We start from the raw sequence: 24,319 nt of genomic DNA, 5'->3' as shown, positions 1-24,319 counted from the left end.
GAGCCACATGGAAAGCCCCGCAGCACAACACCCTGACGCACACGGCCTCGGCATCGGCATGGTCGGCTACGCCTTCATGGGCGCCGCCCACTCCCAGGGCTGGCGCACCGCGGGCCGCGTCTTCGACCTCCCCCTGCGCCCCGCCATGGCCGCCATCTGCGGCCGTGACCCGGACGCCGTCCGCGCTGCCGCGGACAAGCACGGCTGGGCGGCCGCCGAGACCGACTGGCGCGCGCTGATCGCCCGGGACGATGTGCAGTTGGTCGACGTCTGCACCCCCGGCGACAGCCACGCCGAGATCGCGATCGCCGCGCTGGAGGCCGGTAAGCACGTGCTGTGCGAGAAACCCCTCGCCAACTCGGTCGCCGAAGCGGAAGCCATGGCGGACGCCGCCCGCCGGGCCCGCGCCCGTGGGCAGCGGGCGATGGTGGGTTTCAACTACCGCCGTACGCCCGCGATCGCGCAGGCCCGCCGCATGGTGGCCGACGGCCGGATCGGCGTTCTGCGCCACGTACGGGTCACCTACCTACAGGACTGGATCGTGGATCCGGAATTCCCCCTGGTGTGGCGGCTGCGCCGGGAGCTGGCGGGCTCCGGCGCGCTCGGCGACCTCGGGGCGCACATCGTGGACCTCGCGCAGTACCTGGCGGGGGAGCGGCTGGTCGGCGTCTCGGCGCTCACCGAGACCTTCGTACGGGAACGTCCGCTGCCCGCCGGGGCGGGCGCGGCGGCGCGCGGCCCGGTCACCGTCGATGACGCGGCCCTGTTCACCGGACGGCTCGCCTCCGGCGCCCTGGCGTCCTTCGAGGCCAGCCGCTTCGCCGCCGGGCGCAAGAACTCGCTGCGCATCGAGCTGAACGGCGACCACGGCTCGCTCGCCTTCGACCTCGAACGGCTCAACGAGCTGTCCTTCCACGACCACACCGTCCCCGCCGCCGACTCCGGCTTCCGCCGCATCCTGGTCACCGAGCCCGACCACCCCTACCTGGAGGCCTGGTGGCCCCCGGGCCACGGCCTCGGCTACGACCACACCTTCGTCCACCAGGCGCGGGACATGGTGGCGGCCATCGCCGCCGGTACGGACCCCGAGCCGTCGTTCGAGGACGGGCTGCAGGTACAGCGGGTGCTGGCCGCGGTGGAGGAGAGCGCCGAGAAGAACTCCGTCTACACCCCCGTACCCGACCTCTCGCGATAGGAGGCCCCCATGCCCAGACCCTTCACCCTCTTCACCGGCCAGTGGGCGGACCTGCCGCTGGAGGAGGTCTGCCGCTACGCCCGCGACTTCGGCTACGACGGCCTCGAACTGGCCTGCTGGGGCGACCACTTCGAGGTCCCCCGCGCCCTCGCCGAACCCGGCTACCTCGACGGGCGCCGCCAGCTCCTCGACAAGTACGGCCTCCAGTGCTGGGCGATCTCCAACCACCTGGTGGGCCAAGCCGTCTGCGACCACCCCATCGACGAGCGCCACCAGGCCATCCTCCCCGCCCGCATCTGGGGCGACGGCGACGCGGAGGGCGTACGGCAGCGGGCCGCCGCCGAAATGGCCGACACGGCCCGCGCCGCGGCCGCCTTCGGGGTCCGTACGGTCATCGGCTTCACCGGCTCGTCCATCTGGCACCTGGTCGCCATGTTCCCGCCGGTCGTGCCCGGCATGATCGAACGCGGCTACGAGGACTTCGCCACCCGCTGGAACCCGATCCTGGACGTCTTCGACGCCGAGGGCGTGCGGTTCGCCCACGAGGTCCATCCGAGCGAGATCGCGTACGACTACTGGACGACCCACCGCGCCCTCGAAGCCATCGGCCACCGCCCCGCCTTCGGCCTCAACTTCGACCCCAGCCACTTCGTCTGGCAGGACCTCGACCCCGTCGGCTTCCTGTGGGACTTCCGCGACCGGATCTACCACGTCGACTGCAAGGAGGCCCGCCGCCGCCTCGACGGCCGCAACGGCCGCCTCGGCTCCCACCTCCCCTGGGGCGACCCCCGCCGCGGCTGGGACTTCGTCTCGGCGGGCCATGGCGATGTGCCCTGGGAGGACGTCTTCCGCATGCTGCGCTCCATCGCGTACGAGGGCCCGATCTCGGTGGAGTGGGAAGACGCGGGCATGGACCGCCTGATGGGCGCCCCCGAGGCCCTGCGCCACCTGAAGTCCTACGACTTCAACCCCCCAACCACCTCCTTCGACGCCGCCTTCACCACCGACTGAGCCTCCGGCGGGGCGCGGCGTCATCCCCCACCCCGCCCCTCCCCGAACCTGGGGGCAAGCCCCCAGACCCCGGACCCCGGACCGTCCGGGGCTCGCCCTGGCGGGGCGGTGCAAGGGGCGCGATGGCTCGGCGTGGCGTCATTCCCCACCCCGCCCCTTCCCGAAACTGGGGGCAAGCCCCCAGCCCCCCGGCCCGGATGGGGCCACACCCCAAGCCCGGGCCCCGGGCCCGAGGGTGCCGCCGGGGCGGTGGGATGCAGCGGGCGGCGCCGCGCGCCCACTGCGCCAGCCCGGGGTCCCGCCCGCCTACCCCGGGGCGGTGGGATGCAGCGGGCACCGCCGCCCGCCCGCCCCGCCAGCCCGGGGGCCTGGGGCGTGCTCCCGGTCTCGGGGAGGTCAGGGCGGTGGGAATGGTGCCGCCCGCCCCCGCCGGGCCGGGGCCTGGGGGCCGCCCCCAGTTTCGGGGAGGGGCGGGGTGGGGGACTGATCCGCGCCGAGCCACCGCGCCTGATGCCCTGCCGGGCTTGGGGGCTTGGGGCTTGCCTCCGGTTTCGGGGAGGAGCGGGGTGGGGGGAGTGTTCCGCGTCGAGCCACCGCGCCCGTTGCCCCGCCGGGCCGGGGGCCTGGGGGCTTGCCTCCAGTTCGGGAAGGGGCGGGGTGGGGAACAAGCCCTGCCGACCCCTCGCCGCCACGTCGCGCCCGTCGTGCCGACCGGGCCGGGGCGAGGGGCAGGCTCCCGGTTTCGGGAGGCGACGGGCCGGTGGGAACGGTGCCGCGCGCCCGCTGCGCCTGCCCCCGCCGGGGCGGGGTGGGGGAATGGCGCCGCGTCGGGGCACCGCCCCGCCTGGCCGGGGGCTGGGGGCCTGCCTCCAGTTCGGGGAGGGGCGGGGTGGGGAATGAGCCGCCGTCTGCCCCATCCGCTTTGTCCTCCCCGCGGACCAAGCCAACCCACCCCGTGTCAAAGGGGTTTCCGAACCGGACAAACCCCGCTACCGTCCTTGAGATGTACCGGTCACATGGGGCCCCTCACCCCGAACCGGTCATCGAACGGCGCGACGGCGCGCGCCTGTGCCAGGTCGGGTGGTCAACGGCCCCCGTCCGTACACCCCCTCTTTTCCCGGAGGATCAGCGTGCACAGGAAACGGCATAGACTGCGCGGCTCCCTCGCGCTCCTCACGAGCGCGCTGCTCGTGGGCACGGGGCTCGCGTTCACCGCAAACGCATCCCCACCAGCGGGAGCGGAACAGGCGGCGGATCCGGCGGCGGAGAAGTTCCAACAGGTCACGCTCGCCAAGGGCGCGGCCGAGACCGGTGAGCCCATGTCGCTCGCCGTGCTCCCCGACCGCTCGGTGCTGCACACCTCCCGCGACGGCACCCTCCGCCTGACCGACGCGGGCGGCGACACCAAGGTGTCCGGCAAGCTCCCGGTCTACTCGCACGACGAGGAAGGGCTCCAGGGCGTCGGCATCGACCCCGGGTTCCAGGAGAACCGCGCCATCTACCTCTACTACGCACCCCCGCTGAACACCCCTGCGGGCGACGCCCCCGAAGAGGGCACGGCGGCCGACTTCGCCAAGTTCGACGGCGTCAACCGCCTCTCCCGCTTCACCCTCAACACCGACGGCACCCTGAACACCACCAGCGAGAAGAAGATCCTCGACGTCCCCGCCTCCCGTGGCACCTGTTGCCACGTCGGCGGCGACATCGACTTCGACGCGGCGGGCAACCTCTACCTCTCGACCGGCGACGACACCAACCCGTTCGCCTCCGACGGCTTCACCCCCATCGACGAGCGCCCGAACCGCAACCCCGCCTACGACGCCCGCCGTTCCGCGGGCAACACCAACGACCTGCGCGGCAAGATCCTCCGTATCAAGGTGGCCGCGGACGGCACGTACACCGTCCCGGACGGCAACCTCTTCGCGCCCGGCACCGACAAGACTCGTCCCGAGATCTACGCGATGGGCTTCCGGAACCCGTTCCGGATGAGCGTCGACAAGCCGACCGGCACGCTGTACGTAGGCGACTACGGACCGGATGCGGGCGCCGCCGACCCCAACCGAGGACCGGCGGGCATGGTGGAGTTCGCGCGCGTCACCAAGCCGGGCAACTTCGGCTGGCCGTACTGCGTCGGCGACAACAAGCCGTACCGTGACTATGACTTCGCCACCGGCACCTCCGGCCCGGCCTTCGACTGCGCCGCGCCGACCAACACCTCGCCGTACAACACCGGCCTGAGCGAGCTGCCGCCCGCCCAGCCCGCCTGGATCCCGTACGACGACGGCTCGGTGCCCGAGTTCGGCACCGGCTCCGAGTCGCCGATGAGCGGCCAGGTCTACCGCTACGACGCCGCGCTCGACTCGCCGGTCAAGTTCCCGGAAAGCTACGACGGGGACTTCTTCGCGACCGAGTTCGGACGCCAGTGGATCAAACGCATCGAGCAGGGCGCAGACGGCACCGTCGAGAAGATCAACGACTTCCCGTGGACCGGCACCCAGGTCATGGACTCCGCCTTCGGCCCGGACGGCGCGCTGTACGTCCTCGACTACGGCCTGAGCTGGTTCGGCGGCGACGAACACTCCGCGCTCTACCGCATCGAGAACGCCACCGACGGATACTCCCCGGTCGCCGACGCCGCCGCCGACCGTACGTCCGGCAAGGCGCCCATGAAGGTCGCGTTCACCTCGGCAGGCACCGCCGACGCCGACGGCGACACGCTCACGTACCGCTGGGACTTCGGCGACGGCCACACCGCCACCACCCCCAATCCCTCCCACCGGTACTCCAAGAACGGGACCTACACCGCCACCGTCACCGCCACCGACCCCTCCGGCCGCAGCGGCAGCGCCAGCGTGCACCTCACGGTCGGCAACACCGCCCCCAAGGTGACGCTGCAACTCCCCGGCGACGGCCAGCTGTTCACCTTCGGCGACGAGGTGCCGTTCAAGGTGAAGGTGACCGACCCCGAGGACCGGAAGATCGACTGCGCCAAGGTCAAGGTCACCCATGTCCTCGGCCACGACAGCCACGGCCACCCCATCACCTCGGCCACCGGCTGCTCCGGGACGCTCAAGACCAGCGCCGACAGCGAGCACGACCCCAACGCCAACATCTTCGGGGTCTTCGACGCCGAGTACACGGACAACGGCGGGGGCGGCCAGCCGTCGCTGACCACCCACGACCAGAACGTCGTCCAGCCCCGGCACCGCCAGGCCGAGCACTACGACGACTCCAAGGGCGTCACGGTCGTCAACCACATCCCGGCCAACGGCGGCAAGACGGTCGGCGACATCGACAACGGCGACTGGATCGCCTTCACCCCGTATCTCCTCGGCAACGCCAAGGACTTCACCGCACGCGTCTCCTCCGCGGGCGCGGGCGGCACGCTCGAAGTGCGCGCCGGGTCCGCGACCGGGCGGCTGCTGGGCCGGGCCACCGTGCCGGTGACCGGCGACTGGGAGACGTTCCAGGACGTCAAGACGGCGTTGCGGAAGCCGCCCGCCACGACCACCACGCTCTACCTCGTCTTCAAGGGCGGTGCGGGAGCGCTGTACGACGTGGACGACTTCACCATCGGCACCGGCTGACCGCCCGTGGCCCAAGGGTCGGTCGTCCGCCCTTGGGCCACGGTTCCGCACCCGGAGGAAGGAGTACCCGGCCATGCCCGCTCTGTTCCGTACATCCGCCGTGGCCGCACTGCTGCTGGCCGCCACGGCCCTGCCCCCGGCGGCCTCCGCCACGCCCTCGCCGCCGGGCGACCGCGTCCTCGTCTTCTCCAAGACCGCCGCCTACCGCCACGACGCGATCCCCGACGGCATCACCGCCATCCGGGAACTCGGCGCGCAGCACGGCTTCGCCGTCGACGCCACCGAGGACGCCACCGCCTTCACCCGCGCCAACCTGGCCCGCTACGACGCCGTCGTCTTCCTCTCCACCACCGGCGACGTCCTCGACGCCGCGCAGCAATCCGCCTTCGAGCGCTACATCCGCGCGGGCGGCGGATACGCCGGGGTGCACGCGGCCGCCGACACCGAGTACGACTGGGCGTTCTACGGCGGCCTCGTCGGCGCGTACTTCCAGACCCACCCCGCCATCCAGCAGGCCACGGTCGCCGTCGAGAACCGCGCCCACCCGGCCACCGCGCACCTGGGCGCGGAGTGGCAGCGCACCGACGAGTGGTACGACTACCGCAGCAACCCGCGCGAGCGCGCCCACATCCTCGCCACTCTCGACGAAACGTCGTACGAGGGCGGCGCGATGGGCGAGGACCACCCCATCGCCTGGTGCCAGGATACCGTGGCGGCCGCGCCTTCTACACCGGCCTCGGCCACACCAAGGAGTCCTACGCCGACCCCGCGTTCCGGCAGCACCTCCTCGGCGGCATCCACTACGCCACGGGCGCGCTGCGGGCCGACTGCCGCCCGGAGCGCGGCTACCGGCCCCTGTTCGACGGTACGTCGGTGACGGGCTGGAAACAGGCGGGCCCAGGCGCCTTCACCCTCGACCAGGCCACCGGCACCCTCACCTCGGCGGGCGGCATGGGCCTGTTCTGGTACGAGGCGCGGGAGCTGCGCGCGTACTCACTGAAGCTGGACTGGCGGATGGCCGGACCCGCTGGGGACGACAACTCCGGCGTGTTCGTAGGCTTCCCCGCCTCCGACGACCCCTGGTCGGCGGTCGACCGGGGCTACGAGATCCAGATCGACGCAACGGACACCCCCGACCGCACGACCGGCGCGATATACGGCTTCCACTCCGCCGACCTGGAGAAACGGGACGCGGCCCTGAACCCACCCGGCGAGTGGAACACGTACGAGATCCGGGTACGCGGCGAACGCCTCCAGGTCTGGCTGAACGGCGTACGCATCAACGACTTCACCAACCAGGACCCGGCCCGCAGCCTGCGCCGAGGCCACGTCGGCATCCAGAACCACGGGGACGGCGACGAGGTCGCGTTCCGCAACATCCGCGTCAAGGAACTGCCCTGACGGACGGCCGCCCGATGGCCCGAGGGGAGCCGCCGGGCGGCTTCAGGCGGCGGGGAGGAGTACGCCGCCTCCTCCCCGCCGCCCCACGCCCCCGACAACGGGACGGTGTCCCGCAACCCCCCACAACCCACGCCAGCCAGCCCCTGCCCGACCGCCGACCCCTGTCCGCCCCAACCACCGCACCGCCACACACGCGCCCTCTGCCCGCCCTCCGCAACCCCCGCACCGCACCCGGTACCCGCACGGGCCACCACCGCACCGCGCACCCGCACGGGGACCACCGCACCAACCACCGCACCCCACCCGCACGGCGCCACCGCACGGCACGCCGCACCGCACCCCGCACCCGCACGGGTCACTACCGCACCGCGTACCGCCGTACCGCACCGCGCATCCGCGCGGGGACCACCGCACCAACCGCTGGACCCCACCCGCACGGGCGCCACCGCACGGCATGCCGCCCGCACCTCGCACCCGCACGGGTCACTACCGCACCGCGTACCGCCGTACCGCACCGCGCATCCGCGCGGGGACCACCGCACCAACCGCCGTACCCCACCCGCACGGACGCCACCGCACCGCACCCCGCACCCGCACGGGGACCACCGCACATCGCCACGCACCCGCGCCACCTCCGCAGCCACCGCACCGGCACCAACGCAACGCACGTCGTACCGCCGTACCGCCGTACCGACATCACCGCACCGCACCAACCGCCACCGCACCCGCACGGGCGACACCGCACCCCACCCCGCGACCAGCACCCTCAACCACCACCCCGCGACCACCGCCACCGCGTACCCGCACAGCCGTCACCCGGGAGGCAGCCAGTGACCACCGGCCCCGACACCACCCACCGCCACCGCCACCGCCACCTCCACACCCACCCCACCGGCACCCCGGGCGGGGGGCTTCGCACCGGTGTTTGGCTCATCGGCGCGCGTGGTTCGGTCGCCACCACCGCCATCGCCGGGTGTGCCGCCGTTGCGGCGGGGTTGCAGCCCGCGACCGGGATGGTGACCGAGACTGCGGCGTTCACGGACAGCGGCAGCGGCACCGGCTGTGGCCTGCCCGCGCTCGGCGACCTCGTCTTCGGTGGCCACGACACCGCCACCACCCCGCTCCCCAAGCGCGCCGAGGCGCTGGCCGCCGACGGGGTGTTGCCGTACGGCCTGCCCGACGCCGTACGCGCCGAGCTGACCGCCGCCGACGACGCGATCCGCCCCGGCGGCCCGCAACCCGGGGACACGCGCGGCGACGACGAGCTGATCGCCGCCTTCGCGCACGACCTCGACGACTTCCTCCGTACGCACCGCCTCGCCCGCGCCGTCGTCGTCAACGTCGCCTCCACCGAACCCGCCCCCACCGGACTCACCCCCGGGGACCGGCTGCCGCCCAGCTCCCTCTACGCCTCCGCCGCCCTCCGCGCCGGGTGTCCGTACGTCAACTTCACCCCCTCCACCGGCCTGCACCACCCCCGGCTGCGCGCCGAAGCGGCCCGCGCCGGACTGCCGTACGCGGGCCGCGACGGCAAGACGGGGCAGACGTTGCTGCGGTCCGTCCTCGCGCCGATGTTCGCGCAGCGCGCCCTGCCCGTACGGGCGTGGTCCGGCACCAACCTGCTGGGCGGCGGCGACGGCGCCGCGCTCGCCGACCCCGCCGCCGCGGCGGCGAAGAACGCGGGCAAGGCGCGGGTCCTCGCCGACGCCCTCGGCGAACTCCCGGACGGCGAAATGCACATCGACAACGTGCCCGCGCTCGGCGACTGGAAGACGGCGTGGGATCACGTGGCGTTCGAGGGCTTCCTCGGCTCCCGTATGGTCCTGCAGACGATCTGGCAGGGCTGCGACTCGGCCCTCGCCGCGCCGCTCGTCCTCGACCTGGCCCGCCTCACGGCCCGCGCCCACGAGGCCGGTCTCACCGGGCCGCTCACCGAACTCGGCTTCTACTTCAAGGACCCGGACGGCGGCCCGTCCGCCCTCGCCGACCAGTACGCGGCCCTGACCGGCTTCGCGGCCCGCCTGCGGGAGCACTCATGACATCGGCGCGGGGACGGGCACGCGCCTGGGCCGAACTGCTGCGGATCTCCGCCGTGTTCACCGTCCCCGGGGACGCCCTCGCGGGCGCGGCGGCCACACGGACCGCCCCGAACCGTGGCACCGCGCTCGCCGTGGGCGCGTCGGTGTGCCTGTACGAGGCGGGCATGGCCCTCAACGACTGGGCGGACCGCGACATCGACGCCGTCGAACGCCCCGGCCGCCCGCTGCCGTCGGGCCGGATCACCCCGTCGGCGGCCCTCACCGCCGCGAGCGCTCTGACCGGGGCGGGGCTGGTGTGCGCGGCACTGGCGGGCCGCCGGACGCTCGCCACGGCTACGGCCCTGGCGGGCACGGTGTGGGCGTACGACCTGGGGCTGAAGAACACCCCGGCGGGCCCGTACGCGATGGCAACGGCACGTTCCCTGGACCTCCTGCTCGGCGCGACGGCCACCCACGCCCCGTCCACCCGCCAGGCGGTAGCCCCGGCGGCCCTCCTGGGCGCGCACACGCTGGCCGTGACGGGGGTGTCCCGCCACGAGACGACCGGCGGCTCGTCGAAGGCCCCCCTGGCGGCCCTGGCCACGGCCGCGACGATCGCCTGGGCAGCCACAAAAGCCCCCACGCGCCTGCCAGCCACCCACGGCCCAGGGGCCACCAACCCGGTCACGGCACCGCCAGCTTCCGTCTCGCCGAACCACACCACCCCGGGCGCCGCCCCCACACCCCGCGCCCGCGCCGAGGCGCCCACGGCGACCCGCGCGAGGCGAGGCCCGGCCAGGGCGTTTGCCCGTCGCGGCACCGTCCCGGCAGCCAGCCGCCTCCCGGCGTCCGGCGGTGGACTGCCCGCCAGCCGTCCGCCCCGGTGGGCGTCGTCCATGGCCCGCGCCGTGGCGGCGAGGAGCCCACGGCCGGGCGTCGATGCCACGGCCGGTGGCGGCGGCTCGGCTGCGACGGCCCGCCCGAAGCCAGGCCGGGCCGGGGCGTTTGTGCGGCGGGCGACCGCGCCCGTAACCAGCAGCCCCTCAGCGCCAGGCGGCGCCGTAGCCGCCCGCCCGGTCCTGCGCCCCGCGACTGCGGCAACGCGTGCGAGGCCGGGCTGGACCCGGGCGTTTGCCCGTCGCGGCGCCGCCCTCGCAGCCAGCCGCCTCCCGGCGTCCGGCGGTGGACTGCCCGCCAGCCGCTCGCCCCGGTGGGCGTCGCCCATGGCCCGCGCCGTGGCGGCCATGAGCCCACGGCCGGGCGTCGATGCCACGGCAGTCCGCCCGAGGCCCGGCCCGGCCGGGGGGTTTGCCCGGCGAGCCGTCGCCCCCATAGCCAGCCGCCCCCCGGCGGCCCCCGGTGGGCTGGCCGCCAGCCGTCCGGTCCCGCGGGGGTTGGCCGTGGCGGCGGGCCGCGCCGCTTCCTCAGGGCGCGGCCCGGCCGCCAGGCCACGGCGGGGCGTGCCACTCACCCCGCAACCAACCCACCGCCTCGCCGTCGCGCTCGCCGCCGCCTACCTCGCCACCGCCGCCCGCCCGCTCGCGCACGCCGCGCTCAACCCGTCCCCCTACCTCCTCCAACGTGCCGTCGGCGGCGGCATTCGGGCGATGATTCCGCTTCAGGCGGCGCTGGTCTCGCGCGCAGGGGCGGGGCAGGTCGCGGTGGGGCTCCTGCTGTTGATGCCCGTCGCGCGGCGACTGTCCAGAAAGGTCAGCCCGACATGACCACCCCGACACCGGCCGCCGCCGCAGCCCTCCGCTTCGCCTACGGGACCAACGGGCTCACCGACCTCCGGCTCGATGATGCCCTCACCCTGCTCGCCGACCTCGGCTACGACGGGGTGTCGCTCACGCTCGACCATATGCACCTCGACCCCCTCGCCCCGGATCTCGCGGCGCGGACCCAACGGGTCGGGCGGCGGTTGGCTCGGCTGGGGCTGACCGTCGCCGTCGAGACCGGGGCGCGGTATGTGCTCGACCCGGGCCGCAAGCATCACCCGACGCTGCTCGACCCCGACTCCGAGGCCCGCGCCGCGCGCGTGGGGCTGCTCCTGCGGGCCGTGCGGGTGGGCGCGGAGCTGGGGGCGCACGCGGTGCACTGTTTCAGCGGGGTGCGGCCGCCGGGGACGGACGAGGACGCCGCGTGGCAGCGGCTGGCCGACGCCCTGCAACCAGTGCTGGAAGCCGCCGCGTCCGCGGGCGTTCCGCTGGCCGTCGAGCCCGAGCCGGGGCATCTGCTGGGCGATCTGGCCGGGTTCCACCGGCTCCGCGAGACGCTCGGCGACCCGCCCGCCCTCGGGCTGACCCTCGACATCGGCCACTGCCAGTGCCTGGAGCCGCAGTCGCCCGCCGACTGCGTCCGGGCCGCCGCGCCGTGGATCCGGCATGTGCAGATCGAGGACATGCGGCGCGGTGTGCACGAGCATCTGCCGTTCGGCGAGGGCGAGATGGACGTCCCGCCCGTACTGGAGGCGCTGCACGCCGTCGACTACCAGGGCCTGGTCGGCGTCGAGCTGCCCCGCCACTCGCACGCCGGGCCCGCACTGGCCCGCTCCTCCCTGGCGTACCTCAAGGCGGCGGAGCACACAGCCGCGAGGGGAGGCGTCGCGTGCTGATCGCCGACCTGCGCGCGACCGTACGCGACCAACTGCACGGCGACGCCGCCACCTGGCTGGACCGCGCCCTCGCCGAGGCGGCGACGGCGACGGCGACCACCAACCACTGGGAGGCGGACTTCGCCGCCGCGGCCCGCCACTGCCGCCGCGGCGGTCACGGCGAACTCGCCGACGCCACCCGCGTCCTGCTCCTCCACGCGGCCCGCCCCGACGTGCCCACGCTCACCCGCCTCTACACGCGCGGGACGGCCGCCGAGCGCCGGGCGGTACTGCTCGCCCTGGCGCACCTTGACGAAGGACCGGCCGCCCTCCCCCTCATCGAGGACGCCCTGCGCACCAACGACACCCGCCTGGTGGCCGCCGCCGTCGGCCCGTACGCGGCCCGCCACCTCGGCGCGCACGGCTGGCGGCAGGCCGTACTGAAGTGCCTGTTCACCGGGGTACCGCTGGACGCCATCGCCGACTGGCCCGCCCGCGCCAAGGACGACGCCGAGCTGGCCCGCATGCTGACCGACTACGCCCACGAGCGCACCGCCGCCGGGCGGGACGTGCCCGCCGATCTCCAACGTGTCCTAGCGCTGGCGCACACCACCCCCGAGGAGCCCTGATGCGCATCTTCGACCCGCACATCCACATGACCTCCCGCACCACGGACGACTACGAGGCCATGTACGCCGCGGGCGTGCGCGCCCTCGTCGAGCCGTCCTTCTGGCTCGGTCAGCCCCGCACCTCACCCGCCAGCTTCTACGACTACTTCGACGCCCTCCTCGGCTGGGAACCCTTCCGCGCCGCACAGCACGGCATCGCCCACCACTGCACGCTCGCCCTCAACCCCAAGGAGGCCAACGACCCCCGCTGCCTCCCCGTCCTGGACGAACTGCCGCGCTATCTCGTCAAGGACGGCGTGGTCGCCGTCGGCGAGATCGGCTATGACGCGATGACCCCCGCCGAGGACACCGCACTCGCCGCGCAGCTCCAGCTCGCCGCCGACCACGGCCTGCCCGCCCTCGTGCACACCCCGCACCGCGACAAGGCCGCGGGCCTCGCCCGCACGCTCGACGTCGTCCACGAATCCGCCCTCCCCACCGACCGCGTCCTGCTCGACCACCTCAACGAGACCACCGTAAAGGCGGCCACTGACAGCGGCTGCTGGCTCGGGTTCTCGATCTACCCGGACACCAAGATGGACCCGGACCGCATGGTGCGCGTCCTGCGCGAATACGCCACCGAAAAGCACCGCATCCTGGTGAACTCCGCCGCCGACTGGGGCCGCAGCGACCCGCTGAAGACGCGTCACGTGGGGGAGGCGATGCTCGCGGCGGGCTTCACCGAGGACGACGTCGACCAGGTGCTGTGGCGCAACCCGGTGGCGTTCTACGGGCTCAGCGGGCGACTCGATCTCGACCTCGACGCCGGGACGACCACACCCCAAGCCACCCACGAGGGGAACTCCATCCTCCGCGGCGCCCCCGTGACCACAGCGGTCCAGAAGACAGAAGGCCGGTGACCCCATGCGCTTCCGCCACCCCGACGGCTCCACCGTCCACCTGGCCTACTGCACCAACGTCCACCCCGCCGAAGACCTCGACGGCGTCGTGGACCAGCTCCGCCACCACTGCGAGCCGGTACGCCGCCGCCTCGGCCGCGACCGGCTCGGCATCGGCCTGTGGCTGGCCCGCGACGCCGCCCGCACCCTGACCGCCGACCCGGCCGCCCTCCGCCGCCTGCGCACCGAACTCGACCGGCGCGGCCTGGAGGTCGTCACCCTCAACGGCTTCCCGTACGAGGGGTTCGGCGCCCAGGAGGTCAAGTACCGCGTGTACCGCCCGGACTGGACGGAGGCCGAGCGGCTGACGCACACCGGCCACCTGGCCCGGCTGCTGGCCGCCCTGCTCCCGGACGACGTCACCGAGGGCAGCGTCTCGACGCTCCCGCTCGCCTGGCGCACCCCGTTCGACCCCGACCGGCGGCGGGCCGCGCTCGGCCACCTCACCACCCTCGCCACGCGCCTCGACGCGCTCCAGGACCTCACCGGCCGTTCGATCCGCGTCGGCCTGGAACCCGAGCCGGGCTGCACCGTCGAGACCACCGCCCAGGCCATCGACGCGCTCACCGCGCTCCCCGACGGCCCGCCCCGCCGCCGTATCGGCTTGTGCCTGGACACCTGCCACCTCGCCACGCAGTTCGAGGATCCGCGCACCGCCACGGAAGCCCTCACCGAGGCCGACGTCCCCATCGTCAAGGCACAGCTCTCGGCCGCCCTGCACGCCGAGGAGCCGCACCGCCCCGCCGTACGGACCGCGCTGGCCGCGTTCGCCGAGCCGCGCTTCCTCCACCAGACCCGCACCCGCACCCCGGCGGACGGCGTACGCGGCACCGACGACCTCGACCAGGCCCTCGCACCGGGCGGCCTCGACACCACCGCCCCCTGGCGCTCCCACTTCCACGTGCCGCTGCACGCCCCGCCCGAGCCGCCGCTCACCTCCACCCTCCCCGTCCTCACCGACACCCTCGCCCAGCTGGTCGGCGGCCCGGCGCCGCTCACCCGCCACCTGGAGGTCGAGACGTACACCTGGCAGGCGCTGCCGCCCGAGCTGCGGCCCCGCAACCGCGACCGGCTGGCCGACGGCATAGCCGCCGAACTCGCCCTGGCCCGCGACCTGTTGACCGACCTCGGCCTCAAGGAGCTGCCGTGAGCGCCTCGGGTAAGCCAACCCCCCTCCTCGTCCTCGACGTCGTCGGCCTCACCCCCCGCCTGCTCGCCCATATGCCCCGGCTGCGCGCCCTGGCCGACTCCGGTTCGTACGCCCCGCTCGGCACCGTGCTGCCCGCCGTCACCTGCGCCGCCCAGTCGACGTTCCTCACCGGCACGACCCCCGCCGAGCACGGCATCGTCGGCAACGGCTGGTACTTCCGCGAACAGGGCGACGTCCTGCTGTGGCGGCAGCACAACGGCCTGGTCGGCGGCGACAAGCTGTGGGACGCGGCCCGCCGCGCCCACCCCGGCTATACGGTCGCCAACATCTGCTGGTGGTACGCGATGGGCGCGGACACCGACATCACCGTCACCCCGCGCCCCGTCTACTACGCCGACGGCCGCAAGGAGCCCGACTGCTACACCCGGCCGCCCGCCCTGCACGACGAACTCACCGCCGCCCACGGCACGTTCCCCCTGTTCCACTTCTGGGGCCCCGGCGCCGATCTGGTCTCCTCCCAGTGGATCATCGACGCGACCCGCCACATCCTGCGCCGCCACCTCACCGACCTCACCCTCACCTACCTCCCCCACCTCGACTACGACCTCCAGCGCTACGGCCCCGACGACCCCCGCTCCCACGCCGCCGCGGCCGCCCTCGACACCGCTCTCGGGCCGCTGCTCGCCGACGCGCGGGCCCGGGGCCGCACGGTCGTGGCGCTGTCCGAGTACGGCATCACCCGTGTGTCCCGTCCGGTGGACATCAACCGGGCGCTGCGCCGCGCCGGGCTGCTGGAGGTGCACACCCAGGACGGTATGGAGTACCTGGACCCGGGCGCCTCCCGCGCGTTCGCCGTCGCCGACCACCAGCTCGCCCACGTCTACGTACGCCGCGCCGAGGACCTGGCGGCCACCCGGGCCGCCCTCGACGGCCTGCCCGGCCTCGCCGAACTCCTCGACGACGAGGCGAAGAAGGCACACGGCCTGGACCACCCCCGCGCCGGGGAGCTGGTGGCGGTGGCCGAGCCGGACGCCTGGTTCACGTACTACTACTGGCTGGACGACGCCCGCGCGCCCGACTTCGCCCAGCTGGTGGACATCCACCGCAAGCCCGGCTACGACCCGGCCGAACTCTTCCTCGACCCGGTCGATCCGTACGTACGCGTCAAGGCGGCCACCGCGCTGGCCCGCAAGAAGCTCGGGATGCGCTACCGGATGGCCGTCGTCCCGCTCGATCCGTCCCCGGTGCGCGGCAGCCACGGACGGCTGCCGGAGCGGGACGAGGACGGGCCGGTGTTCCTCTGCTCCCAGCCGGACGCGGTGTCCGGCCGGGTGGCCGCCACCGACGTCAAGTCCCTGCTCCTCCGCCTCGCCGGTCTCGAAAGCACCTGAGACGACACCCGAGACCGCACCCGAGACCACAACCGACAGGAGACACGCACGTGACAAGCGCCCAGCACCCGGAACTCGCCGCCAGACTCCGCCGCCGCGGACTCCTCGGCGTCGCCGCCGGAGCCACCGCGGCCACCCTGCTCGGCACCACCACCGCGCACGCCGCCACGCCCGCCACCGCGGCCAGCAGGCACGGCAGAGGCGGCGGTCCGATCGTGCCGCGCGGCCACCTCGGCATCCAGCTCTACACCCTCCGCGACCAAGTGCAGTCCATCGGCTTCGCCCGCGTCTTCGAGCAGCTGGCCCGCTACGGCTACGACCAAGTGGAGTTCGCCGGATACACCCAGGGGTCGGCGGGCGCGATCACCCTCAAGCAACTCAAGCGGCTGCTGCGCGCGAACGGCCTGCGCGGCATCGGCAGCCACGTCGGCTACTACTCCGACGACCCGAACGCGTACACCTTCGCCACCAACCTCACCAAGGTGCTGGACGACGCCCAGGCCCTCGGCCTGCCACACGTCGGCACCGCCTCCGGCCCCTGGCGCTACGGCACGACCGTCGACGGCTGGAAGCGCTGCGTCGAGGACTTCAACACCTACGGCGCGGCCGCGAAGGCGCGCGGGATGAAGTTCTACCAGCACAACCACGCCGAGGAGTTCTCCTTCGCCACCGATCGGCCGGACGTCCGCCTCTACGATGTGCTGCTCGCCGAGACCGACCCGGAGCTGGTCCATCTGGAGATGGACATCTACTGGGCGTACGTCGCCCAGCACCGTTTCGGCAAGCGCGCCGACGGCACCCCGGCGCCCTTCGAACCGCTCGACTACGTCCTGGCCGACCCGGACCGCTATCCGCTGTTCCACGTCAAGGACGGCGAGCACGACGAAACCGTCCCCGACGGCTACCGCATGGTGGACGTCGGAGACGGTGACATCGACTACGTACGGTTCCTCGGCAAGGTCGGCAGGACCCACGGCGGGCGCCGCGACCACCACTGGATGGTCGAGCACGACGCCCCGGCCGACTCGCTCACCACCGCCCGCCGCTCCGCCCGCTATCTGCGCACCGGACGCTGCGGCGACTGAGCACGCGGAGGAGGGCTCACACCGACACGCTCACACCGACACGCTCACACCGCCTCGCGGCTGATCGGCCGCGGGTTCGGGGCGATGTCCCGGGCCCGTGGCCGCCCCGGCTGCCGCAGCAGCAGGGCGACCGCGGCGGCCAGCATGGAGATGCCCCCGGCGAGCGCGTACGCCCCGTCGTAGCCCCAGCCGTCGACCACCATCGAGCCGAGCCCGCCGCCGAACAGCCCGCTGATCAGCTTTCCGCTGTAGACCAGGCCGTAGTTGGTGGCGTTGTAGTTCTCGCCGAAATAGTCCGGGGTGAGGGCCGCGAACATCGGGTAGAAGGCGCCGCCGCCGAATCCCGAGAGGAACGCGAAGAACAGGAACAGCCACTCACTGCGGATGTTTCCCGCCCAGATCACCCCGAATTGCGCAAGACCCAGCACCACGATGACGAACACCAGGGTCGTCTTGCGCCCCCAGAAGTCCGAGAGCCACCCCACCAGTCCCCGGCCCACGCCGTTGATGACCGACATGATGCCCATCGAGGAGGCCGCGACCAGCGGGCCGAAGCCCACTTCCTTCGCGTAGTCGACCTGGAAGGAGATGCCGAAGATGGATACCCCCGCCGTCAGGACGAGCGAAAGCCACATCAGGGGCAGCACGCCCGTCCTGATGGCCTCCTTGGGGGTGTACTGACGCACCGCGGGCGGATTCTTCGCCAGGCTCTTCGCGCTCTTGGCGTTGCCGCCGAAGGTGAGCGGATCGATGTGCGCGGGCCACCAGTTCTTGGGCGGGTCCTTGAAGAACCAGCCGCAGATCGCGACGGCGGCCAGCACATAGATGCCGATGAGGTCCAGCACCTCGTTGTAATTGCCCGTGTCGAACCAGTAGTTGAAGATGAAGATGAAGGGCAGCGAGCCGTACGCGAAGCCGCCGTTCACGAATCCCGTCTTCGCCCCGCGCCGCTCCGGGAACCACTTGCCCACCATGTTGATGCAGGTGGCGTAGACGAGCCCGGAGCCGAGCCCGCCGATGACGCCGAATCCGCAGATCGCGGCGAAGACATCGTCCAGATGCGATAACGCGAGGAATCCGATCAGACAGAGCCCCGCCCCGATCAGCATCGCCCGGCGCGCGGTCAGAATGCCCTTCTCCCGCAGCCAGCCCGCCGGAAAGGCGATTCCGGCCTGGAAGAAGACCCAGACACTCAGAATCCAGAAGGTGTTGCTCTGGCTCCAGCCGTGGGCCTCCGACAGCGTGTCCTCCGCGGAGCCGTACGCGTACTCGGACACGCTGATGGCCATCATCGCGATCCACGGCAGATACACCATCAGCTTCCGGTTGAAGCCGAGAATGTCGCGGTCCGTCTCGCCGACGCGATACACGCGCCCCTTGCTGTCCCGTATCTCCCGGAAAGCTACTAATCCCTCCGGTCGTTCCGCTGTGCTCATGTGCGTCCCCTTGGCTTCGGGTGCGGTTTACGTGAGCAGCCCCGCCGACCGGGCCCAGCGGTATTTCGCGCCCAGCACGGCCACCGGCTTTTCCGTGGTGTAGGGATAGGCGACGACGCCGCGCTCGTAGAGGTACTGGCTCGCCTCCTCGACTTCGGTGTCACCCGCGAGCGAGGCCACCACCGGTTTCGCGATGCCGCGCTCCCGGAATTCCGCCACGACCCGCGCGGTCAGTTCGGCGAAGACCATGGGCGGGGTGACGATGGTGTGCCAGTAGCCGAGGACGAGCGCGTGGATGCGCGGATCCTCCAGGCCCAGCCGGATCGTCGCCTCGTACGTGGCGGGCGGCTCGCCGCCCGTGATGTCCACCGGGTTCCCGGCCGCGCCGAACGGCGGGATGAAGCGGCGGAAGGCGGCGTCCAGATCCGGCGGGATCTCCATCAGCGACAGCCCGTTGTCCACGATGGCGTCCGACAGCAGCACCCCCGAGCCCCCGGCGCCGGTGATGACGACGACGTTGTCACCCTGCGGCGTCGGCAGCACCGGCAGGCCCCGCGCGTACTCCAGCATCTCGTTCAGCCCCGGCGCCCGGATCACCCCGGCCTGCCGCAGGATGTCGTCGTACACCGCGTCGTCCCCGGCCAGCGCCCCGGTGTGCGACCCGGCGGCCCGCGCGCCCGCCGCCGTACGGCCCGCCTTCAGCACCACGACCGGCTTCCTCGGCACGGTCGCGCGCGCCGCCTCCACGAAGGCGCGACCGTCCTTCAAGTCCTCCAGATGCATGGCGATGCACTGGGTGTGGGGGTCCTCGCCGAACCAGGTGAGCAGGTCGTCCTCGTCCACGTCCGACTTGTTGCCGAGCCCGACGATCGCCGAGACACCGGTCTTCGTCGTCCGCGCGAAACCGAGGATCGCCATCCCGATGCCACCGGACTGCGAGGTGAGCGCCACCGGCCCCTTGACGTCGTACGGGGTGCAGAACGTGGCGCACAGGTCCTGCCAGGTGGAGTAGTAGCCGTAGATGTTCGGCCCCAGCAGCCGCACGCCGTGCTCCTCGGCGATGGCCACGATCCGGTCCTGCAGCGCGTGTTCGCCGGTCTCGGCGAAGCCGGACGGGATCAGCACGGCGTTCGGGATGCCCTTGCGGCCGACCTCCTCCAGCGCGGCCGGTACGAACTTCGCGGGGATCGCGAAGACCGCCACGTCCACCTCGCCCGGCACATCCGTCACCGACCGGTAGGCCTTGCGGCCCAGGATGTCGTCGGCCTTCGGATTGACGGGGTGGATCTCGCCGGGGAAGCCGCCGTCGATGAGGTTGCGCATCACCGAATTGCCGATCTTGCCCGGCTCGTTGGAGGCGCCGATCACCGTCACCGAGCGCGGCCGCATCAGCCGCCCCATCGCGCTCAGGATCTCCTCGCGGGAGTAGCGGCGGCGAGCGGGTGGCGCGCCGTCGCCGAGCAGTAGCCGGACGTCGGCGGCGAGCACTCCGCTTCCGGTCGCGAAGACCGGGTTGAGATCGACCTCGGTCACGTCGGGAAAGTCCGTGACCAGGTCGGAGACCCGCACGATCAGATCGGCGAGCGCGTCCCGGTCCACCGGCTCCCCGCCGCGTACCCCGCGCAGCACCTCGGCGGCCCGGATGCCGTCCAGCATCGACAGCGCGTCGTCCCGGCTCGCGGGTGCCAGCCGGAAGGTGATGTCCTTCAGCACCTCCACCAGCACCCCGCCGAGCCCGAAGGCGACCACCTTCCCGAACGTCGGATCGGTGACCGCGCCGACGATCACCTCCTGCCCGCCGTCCGGAACCATCCGCTGCACCTGCACGCCCTGGATGCGCGCCGACGGGTCGTACGCGCGGGCGTTCGTGACGATCGCCGTGTACGCGCCGCGCACCTCGGCCGCCGAGCCAAGACCGACCCGTACGCCGCCCGCGTCCGTCTTGTGCGAGATCTCCGGCGAGACGATCTTCAGCACGACCGGGAAGCCGATCCGGTCGGCGAGCTTCACCGCGTCATCGGCGGACTCGGCCAGCCCCTCGGCGGGGGTCGGTATGCCGTACGCGTCGGTGATCCGCTTGCCCTCGGGCGCGGTCAGCGTGGTGCGCCCTTCAGCGCGTACGGCGTCCAGCACCGCCCGTACGGCGTCCGTGTCATACGTACTCACGGTCAGATCACCCCGTTCGTCTTGAGCAGCCGCACTTCCTCGTCGCCGAGCCCCAACTCGCCGTAGATCTCCGCGTTGTGCTCGCCCAGCAGCGGGGAGCGGTCGACCTGGACGGGGGAGTCGGAGAGCTTGAGCGGGGAGCCGACCGTGGTGAACGCGCCGCGCTCGGGGTGGTCGACCCGGACGACCATCTCGTTGGCCGCCAGCGAGGCGTCCTCGACGATCTCCTTGGTGGACAGGATCGGCCCGCACGGGATGTTGTGGGCGTTCAGCTGCTCCAGCACCTCCCATTTGGGCAGCGTGCTGGACCACTCCTCGATCAGCTGGAACATCTTCCCGAGCTTCGGCAGCCGCACGTCCGGCGTCGCCCACTCCGGGTCCTCGGCCAGCTCCGGCCGCCCGATGAGCCGGGTGATCGGCCCCCAGCCGACCGGCTGCACGATCACGTACACGTAGTCGTTGGGGCCGCCCGGCGCGCACTTGACCGCCCAGCCGGGCTGCCCGCCGCCGCTCGCGTTGCCGCTGCGCGGCACCTCGTCGCCGAAGCTGTCGTTCGGGTACTCGGCGAGCGGCCCGTGCGTCAGCCGCTGCTGGTCGCGCAGTTTGACCCGGCACAGATTGAGCACCGCGTGCTGCATGGCCACGTTCACCCGCTGGCCGCGCCCGGTGCGGGTGCGCTGGTAGAGCGCGGCCAGGATGCCCGCCACGCAGTGCACCCCGGTGCCCGAGTCGCCGATCTGCGCACCGGTCGCCAGCGGCGGCCCGTCCTCGAAGCCGGTCGTGGACATCGACCCGCCCATGGCCTGCGCGACCACCTCGTACGCCTTGAACTGCGTGTACGGGCCCTCGCCGAACCCCTTGATCGACGCGTACACGATCCGCGGATTGATCTCCTGGATCCGCTCCCAGGTGAAGCCCATCCGGTCCACCGCGCCCGGCCCGAAGTTCTCCACCATGACGTCGCTGCGGCGGATCAGCTCGGTCAGGATCTCCTTGCCGCGCTCGGACTTGGTGTTGAGGGTGATGCTCCGCTTGTTGCAGTTGAGCATCGTGAAGTAGAGCGAGTCCACGTCCGGGATGTCGCGCAGTTGCCCCCGCGTGATGTCGCCGGTCGGGGACTCCAGCTTGATGACGTCCGCGCCGAGCCAGGCGAGCAGCTGAGTGGCGGACGGACCGGACTGTACGTGCGTCATGTCGAGGACGCGGACGCCCTCCAGAGCCTTGGTCATGGTTGGCGGGGCCCCTCTACTTGTACATGGTCTGGTTCATCGTTCCGGGGGCGTACGCGTCCGGGTCGACCCAGACGTTGATGAGCGACGGCTTGCCGGACTCGCGGGCGCGCCGCAGCGCGGGCGCGATGTCGGCCGGGTCGCGGACCTCCTCGCCGTAGCCGCCGAGCATGCGCGCGAACTGGTCGTACGGAACGTCGCCGAGGGTGTTGCCGATCCGCTCGCGGGCGTCGCCGTACTTGGCCTTCTGGCCGTAACGGATCTGGTTCATCGACGAGTTGTTGCCGACGATGCCGACGAACGGCAGATCGAAGCGGACCAGCGTCTCGAAGTCCCAGCCGGTCAGCGAGAACGCGCCGTCACCGAAGAGCGCCACCACCTCCTTGTCGGGGCGAGCCTTCTTGGCGGCCATCACGAACGGCACCCCGACGCCGAGCGTCCCCAGCGGCCCCGGGTCCATCCAGTGGCCGGGCGTACGGGGCTGCACGACCTGCCCGGAGAACGTGACGATGTCGCCCCCATCGCCGATGTACACCGAGTCCTCGGTCAGGAAGTCGTTGATCTCGCTGACCAGGCGGTACGGATGGATGGGGGAGGCGTCCGACCGCAGCTGCGGCAGCCGCTTCTCGAGCGCCGTCTGCTCGGCGGCGCGCAGCTCGTCCAGCCACTCCTTGCGCTTGCGCGCCCCGCCGTTGATCCGGCCGGAGGCTGCCTGGGTGACGGCTGACAGAATCTGATGACTGTCACCCACTATCCCGAGATCAATATCCCGATTCTTGCCGACCGTCCGGTAATCCAGGTCGATCTGAACCACCGTCGCATCGGGCGACAGCCGCTTCCCGTACCCCATCCGGAAGTCGAAGGGCGTGCCGACGATCACGATGAGGTCGGCGTTGGAGAACGCGTACCGTCGCGACAGCTGGAAGTGGTGCGGATCCCCGGGCGGCAGCGTGCCGCGCCCCGCGCCGTTCATGTACGCGGGCACGTTGAGCGTCCGCACCAGCTCGGTCGCGGCGTCGGTCGCCCGGCACGTCCACACCTGGCTCCCCAGCAGGATCGCCGGTTTCTCCGCGCGCACCAGCAGGTCGGCCAGCTTCTCGACCGCCTCCGGATCGCCCGCGCTCCGCGTCGACGCCCGATACGCCCCCGCCTTCGGCACCCGCGCCTTCCCGACCGGCACCTTGGCGTCCAGCACATCGCGCGGAATCTCCAGGAACGACGGCCCCGGCGCCCCGTGGAAGCACTCCCGGAACGCCATCGAGACCATGTCCGCGGCCCGCGCCGTGTCCGGCACGGTGGCCGCGAACTTGGTGATCGGCGCCATCATCTCCACGTGCGGAAGGTCCTGGAGGGAACCCATCTTGTGCTGCGTATGCGCCCCTTGCCCGCCGATCAGCAGCATGGGCGACTCGGCCCGGAAGGCATTGGCCACCCCGGTCACCGCATCGGTGGTCCCCGGCCCGGCGGTGACCACCGCGCACCCGGGCTTCCCGGTGATCCGCGCATGCCCATCGGCGGCATGCGCGGCCACCTGCTCATGGCGCACGTCGACGACATCGATGCCCTCGTCGACGCACCCGTCGTAGATGTCGATGATGTGGCCGCCGCAGAGGGTGTAGATGACATCAACGCCCTCCGCCTTGAGCGCCTTGGCGACTAAGTGCCCGCCGGAGATGAGGTCCTGGCTGTCGTCGGGCATGGCGAATCGCGTCCCTTCGTAGGGGTCGGGTCTCGCGTGGATTGCATACAGTCGACGTTATCCTGTATGAAACCCGTTATCCCGCATCGGCCGAACGATGTCCAGGGGTCGTACATCAATCGTTCGACCAAGCCCGCGCCACCCACGGCCCCTCACCCTCCGTGACCCCCCGTATCCACACCCCCGCCGGTTGCCACGTCACCGCAGGTCGGCGCGGGGTTGGGCGCCATGCATACGCCGGTGAAACGCACCCCAAAACCTTGGTATCGTTGTCCATGTCGCCGCGGGCAACCGCGGGGCACACCCTGTCCGGGTGGCGGAATGGCAGACGCGCTAGCTTGAGGTGCTAGTGCCCTTTATCGGGCGTGGGGGTTCAAGTCCCCCCTCGGACACATACCAAATCCCCACGGTTGCTTGTCGATCGTGGGGATTTGTCGTTGTTCGGGTCGAGCGTCACCTCGGCACGTACCGTCGCTTGGGCCGGGACGTAAGTGAGTTGGAGGCCCAACTGCCGGTCGGCGGCGCCACAGGTGCAGCCCGACGGTGACCGCCACGGCTGCCAACAGGACGGCCGCGTGCGCTTCGGTCAGCGGCAGGTCGCGCAGGCAGCAGACGAAGAGGATGGCCATGACCCTGGCGGGCATGCGGGCGCCGAGGCACAGGACGGTCTTGCTTGCGCGCAGCGATGTGAGGGCGGCGAACGGCAGGGCGCGCAGGGCCCAGTTGACGGCGCCGGAGGCGGCTGCAGCCACGAGCAGGTAGGCCGTATCAGGCGACAGACCCACCCCACG

General features: G+C 72.4%; 16 protein-coding genes, 1 tRNA gene and 1 pseudogene. 13 read left to right on the top strand and 5 right to left on the bottom strand.

What is annotated here, in order from left to right:
* Window positions 1-7: 7 nt before the first annotated feature.
* From ACWC5C_RS32705 to ACWC5C_RS32650, 12 genes and pseudogenes are all read left to right on the top strand, one after another.
* A complete protein-coding gene (locus ACWC5C_RS32705) occupies window positions 8-1,195 on the top strand; it encodes a Gfo/Idh/MocA family protein (protein WP_450881389.1) in 1,188 nt (395 codons plus the stop codon).
* 9 nt (window positions 1,196-1,204) lie between these two features.
* Window positions 1,205-2,206 (top strand): sugar phosphate isomerase/epimerase family protein, encoded by a 1,002-nt coding sequence (locus ACWC5C_RS32700; protein WP_450881387.1) that lies wholly within the window; start codon window positions 1,205-1,207, stop codon window positions 2,204-2,206.
* A 1,130-nt stretch (window positions 2,207-3,336) separates the two neighbouring features.
* Entirely contained in the window at window positions 3,337-5,793 is a 2,457-nt protein-coding gene (locus tag ACWC5C_RS32695; protein ID WP_450881385.1) for a PQQ-dependent sugar dehydrogenase, read from the top strand.
* A gap of 73 nt (window positions 5,794-5,866) precedes the next feature.
* Window positions 5,867-7,194 (top strand): annotated as a pseudogene (locus tag ACWC5C_RS32690) (ThuA domain-containing protein).
* Between the two features lie 932 nt (window positions 7,195-8,126).
* Window positions 8,127-9,233: an inositol-3-phosphate synthase gene (locus ACWC5C_RS32685; protein WP_450881449.1), complete on the top strand. Its 1,107-nt coding sequence runs from the start codon at window positions 8,127-8,129 to the stop codon at window positions 9,231-9,233.
* A complete protein-coding gene (locus tag ACWC5C_RS32680) occupies window positions 9,230-10,936 on the top strand; it encodes an SCO3242 family prenyltransferase (RefSeq protein WP_450881383.1) in 1,707 nt (568 codons plus the stop codon). The genes ACWC5C_RS32685 and ACWC5C_RS32680 overlap by 4 nt, the downstream gene beginning before the upstream one ends.
* The gene (locus ACWC5C_RS32675; RefSeq protein WP_450881381.1) at window positions 10,933-11,826 is read left to right on the top strand and encodes a sugar phosphate isomerase/epimerase family protein; all 894 of its coding nucleotides are present in this window, start codon (window positions 10,933-10,935) and stop codon (window positions 11,824-11,826) included. Before ACWC5C_RS32680 ends, ACWC5C_RS32675 begins: the two co-directional genes overlap by 4 nt.
* The gene (locus ACWC5C_RS32670; protein WP_450881379.1) at window positions 11,820-12,434 is read left to right on the top strand and encodes an EboA domain-containing protein; all 615 of its coding nucleotides are present in this window, start codon (window positions 11,820-11,822) and stop codon (window positions 12,432-12,434) included. The genes ACWC5C_RS32675 and ACWC5C_RS32670 overlap by 7 nt, the downstream gene beginning before the upstream one ends.
* Window positions 12,434-13,333 carry a TatD family hydrolase gene (locus tag ACWC5C_RS32665; protein ID WP_450881377.1) on the top strand — a complete coding sequence of 300 codons (900 nt, stop codon included), beginning with the start codon at window positions 12,434-12,436 and terminating at the stop codon, window positions 13,331-13,333. The genes ACWC5C_RS32670 and ACWC5C_RS32665 overlap by 1 nt, the downstream gene beginning before the upstream one ends.
* Window positions 13,334-13,337: 4 nt before the next feature.
* Window positions 13,338-14,522: a metabolite traffic protein EboE gene (gene eboE, locus ACWC5C_RS32660; protein WP_450881375.1), complete on the top strand. Its 1,185-nt coding sequence runs from the start codon at window positions 13,338-13,340 to the stop codon at window positions 14,520-14,522.
* Window positions 14,519-15,913: an alkaline phosphatase family protein gene (locus tag ACWC5C_RS32655; RefSeq protein ID WP_450881373.1), complete on the top strand. Its 1,395-nt coding sequence runs from the start codon at window positions 14,519-14,521 to the stop codon at window positions 15,911-15,913. Before eboE ends, ACWC5C_RS32655 begins: the two co-directional genes overlap by 4 nt.
* A 50-nt stretch (window positions 15,914-15,963) precedes the next feature.
* Window positions 15,964-16,998 (top strand): sugar phosphate isomerase/epimerase family protein, encoded by a 1,035-nt coding sequence (locus ACWC5C_RS32650; protein WP_450881371.1) that lies wholly within the window; start codon window positions 15,964-15,966, stop codon window positions 16,996-16,998.
* Between the two features lie 44 nt (window positions 16,999-17,042).
* Here the strand turns inward: ACWC5C_RS32650 and ACWC5C_RS32645 are convergent, their stop codons facing one another.
* From ACWC5C_RS32645 to ACWC5C_RS32630, 4 genes are read right to left on the bottom strand one after another with little or no spacing between them, the layout of a single operon-like run.
* Window positions 17,043-18,434, bottom strand: a complete 1,392-nt coding sequence (locus ACWC5C_RS32645; protein ID WP_450881370.1) for an OFA family MFS transporter — start codon at window positions 18,432-18,434, stop codon at window positions 17,043-17,045.
* 27 nt (window positions 18,435-18,461) lie between these two features.
* Window positions 18,462-20,600 carry an acetate--CoA ligase family protein gene (locus tag ACWC5C_RS32640; protein ID WP_450881368.1) on the bottom strand — a complete coding sequence of 713 codons (2,139 nt, stop codon included), beginning with the start codon at window positions 20,598-20,600 and terminating at the stop codon, window positions 18,462-18,464.
* Between the two features lie 2 nt (window positions 20,601-20,602).
* On the bottom strand, window positions 20,603-21,829 hold the full coding sequence (frc, locus tag ACWC5C_RS32635; RefSeq protein ID WP_450881367.1) for a formyl-CoA transferase: 1,227 nt from the start codon (window positions 21,827-21,829) through the stop codon (window positions 20,603-20,605).
* A gap of 16 nt (window positions 21,830-21,845) precedes the next feature.
* On the bottom strand, window positions 21,846-23,528 hold the full coding sequence (locus ACWC5C_RS32630; RefSeq protein ID WP_450881365.1) for a thiamine pyrophosphate-binding protein: 1,683 nt from the start codon (window positions 23,526-23,528) through the stop codon (window positions 21,846-21,848).
* A gap of 307 nt (window positions 23,529-23,835) precedes the next feature.
* Between ACWC5C_RS32630 and ACWC5C_RS32625 the strand changes: the two genes are divergently transcribed.
* A tRNA-Leu gene (locus ACWC5C_RS32625) sits at window positions 23,836-23,920 on the top strand.
* Here the strand turns inward: ACWC5C_RS32625 and ACWC5C_RS32620 are convergent.
* On the bottom strand, window positions 23,885-24,280 hold the full coding sequence (locus ACWC5C_RS32620) for an AzlD domain-containing protein (protein ID WP_450881447.1): 396 nt from the start codon (window positions 24,278-24,280) through the stop codon (window positions 23,885-23,887). The two genes, ACWC5C_RS32625 and ACWC5C_RS32620, sit on opposite strands and share 36 nt — an antisense overlap.
* Between the last annotated feature and the right edge of the window lie 39 nt (window positions 24,281-24,319).

The sequence above is a fragment of the Streptomyces sp. NPDC001700 genome (genome assembly GCF_053596435.1).
The sequence above is the reverse complement of the archived record's forward strand: the minus strand, read 5'-3'. Positions and strand labels throughout refer to the sequence as shown.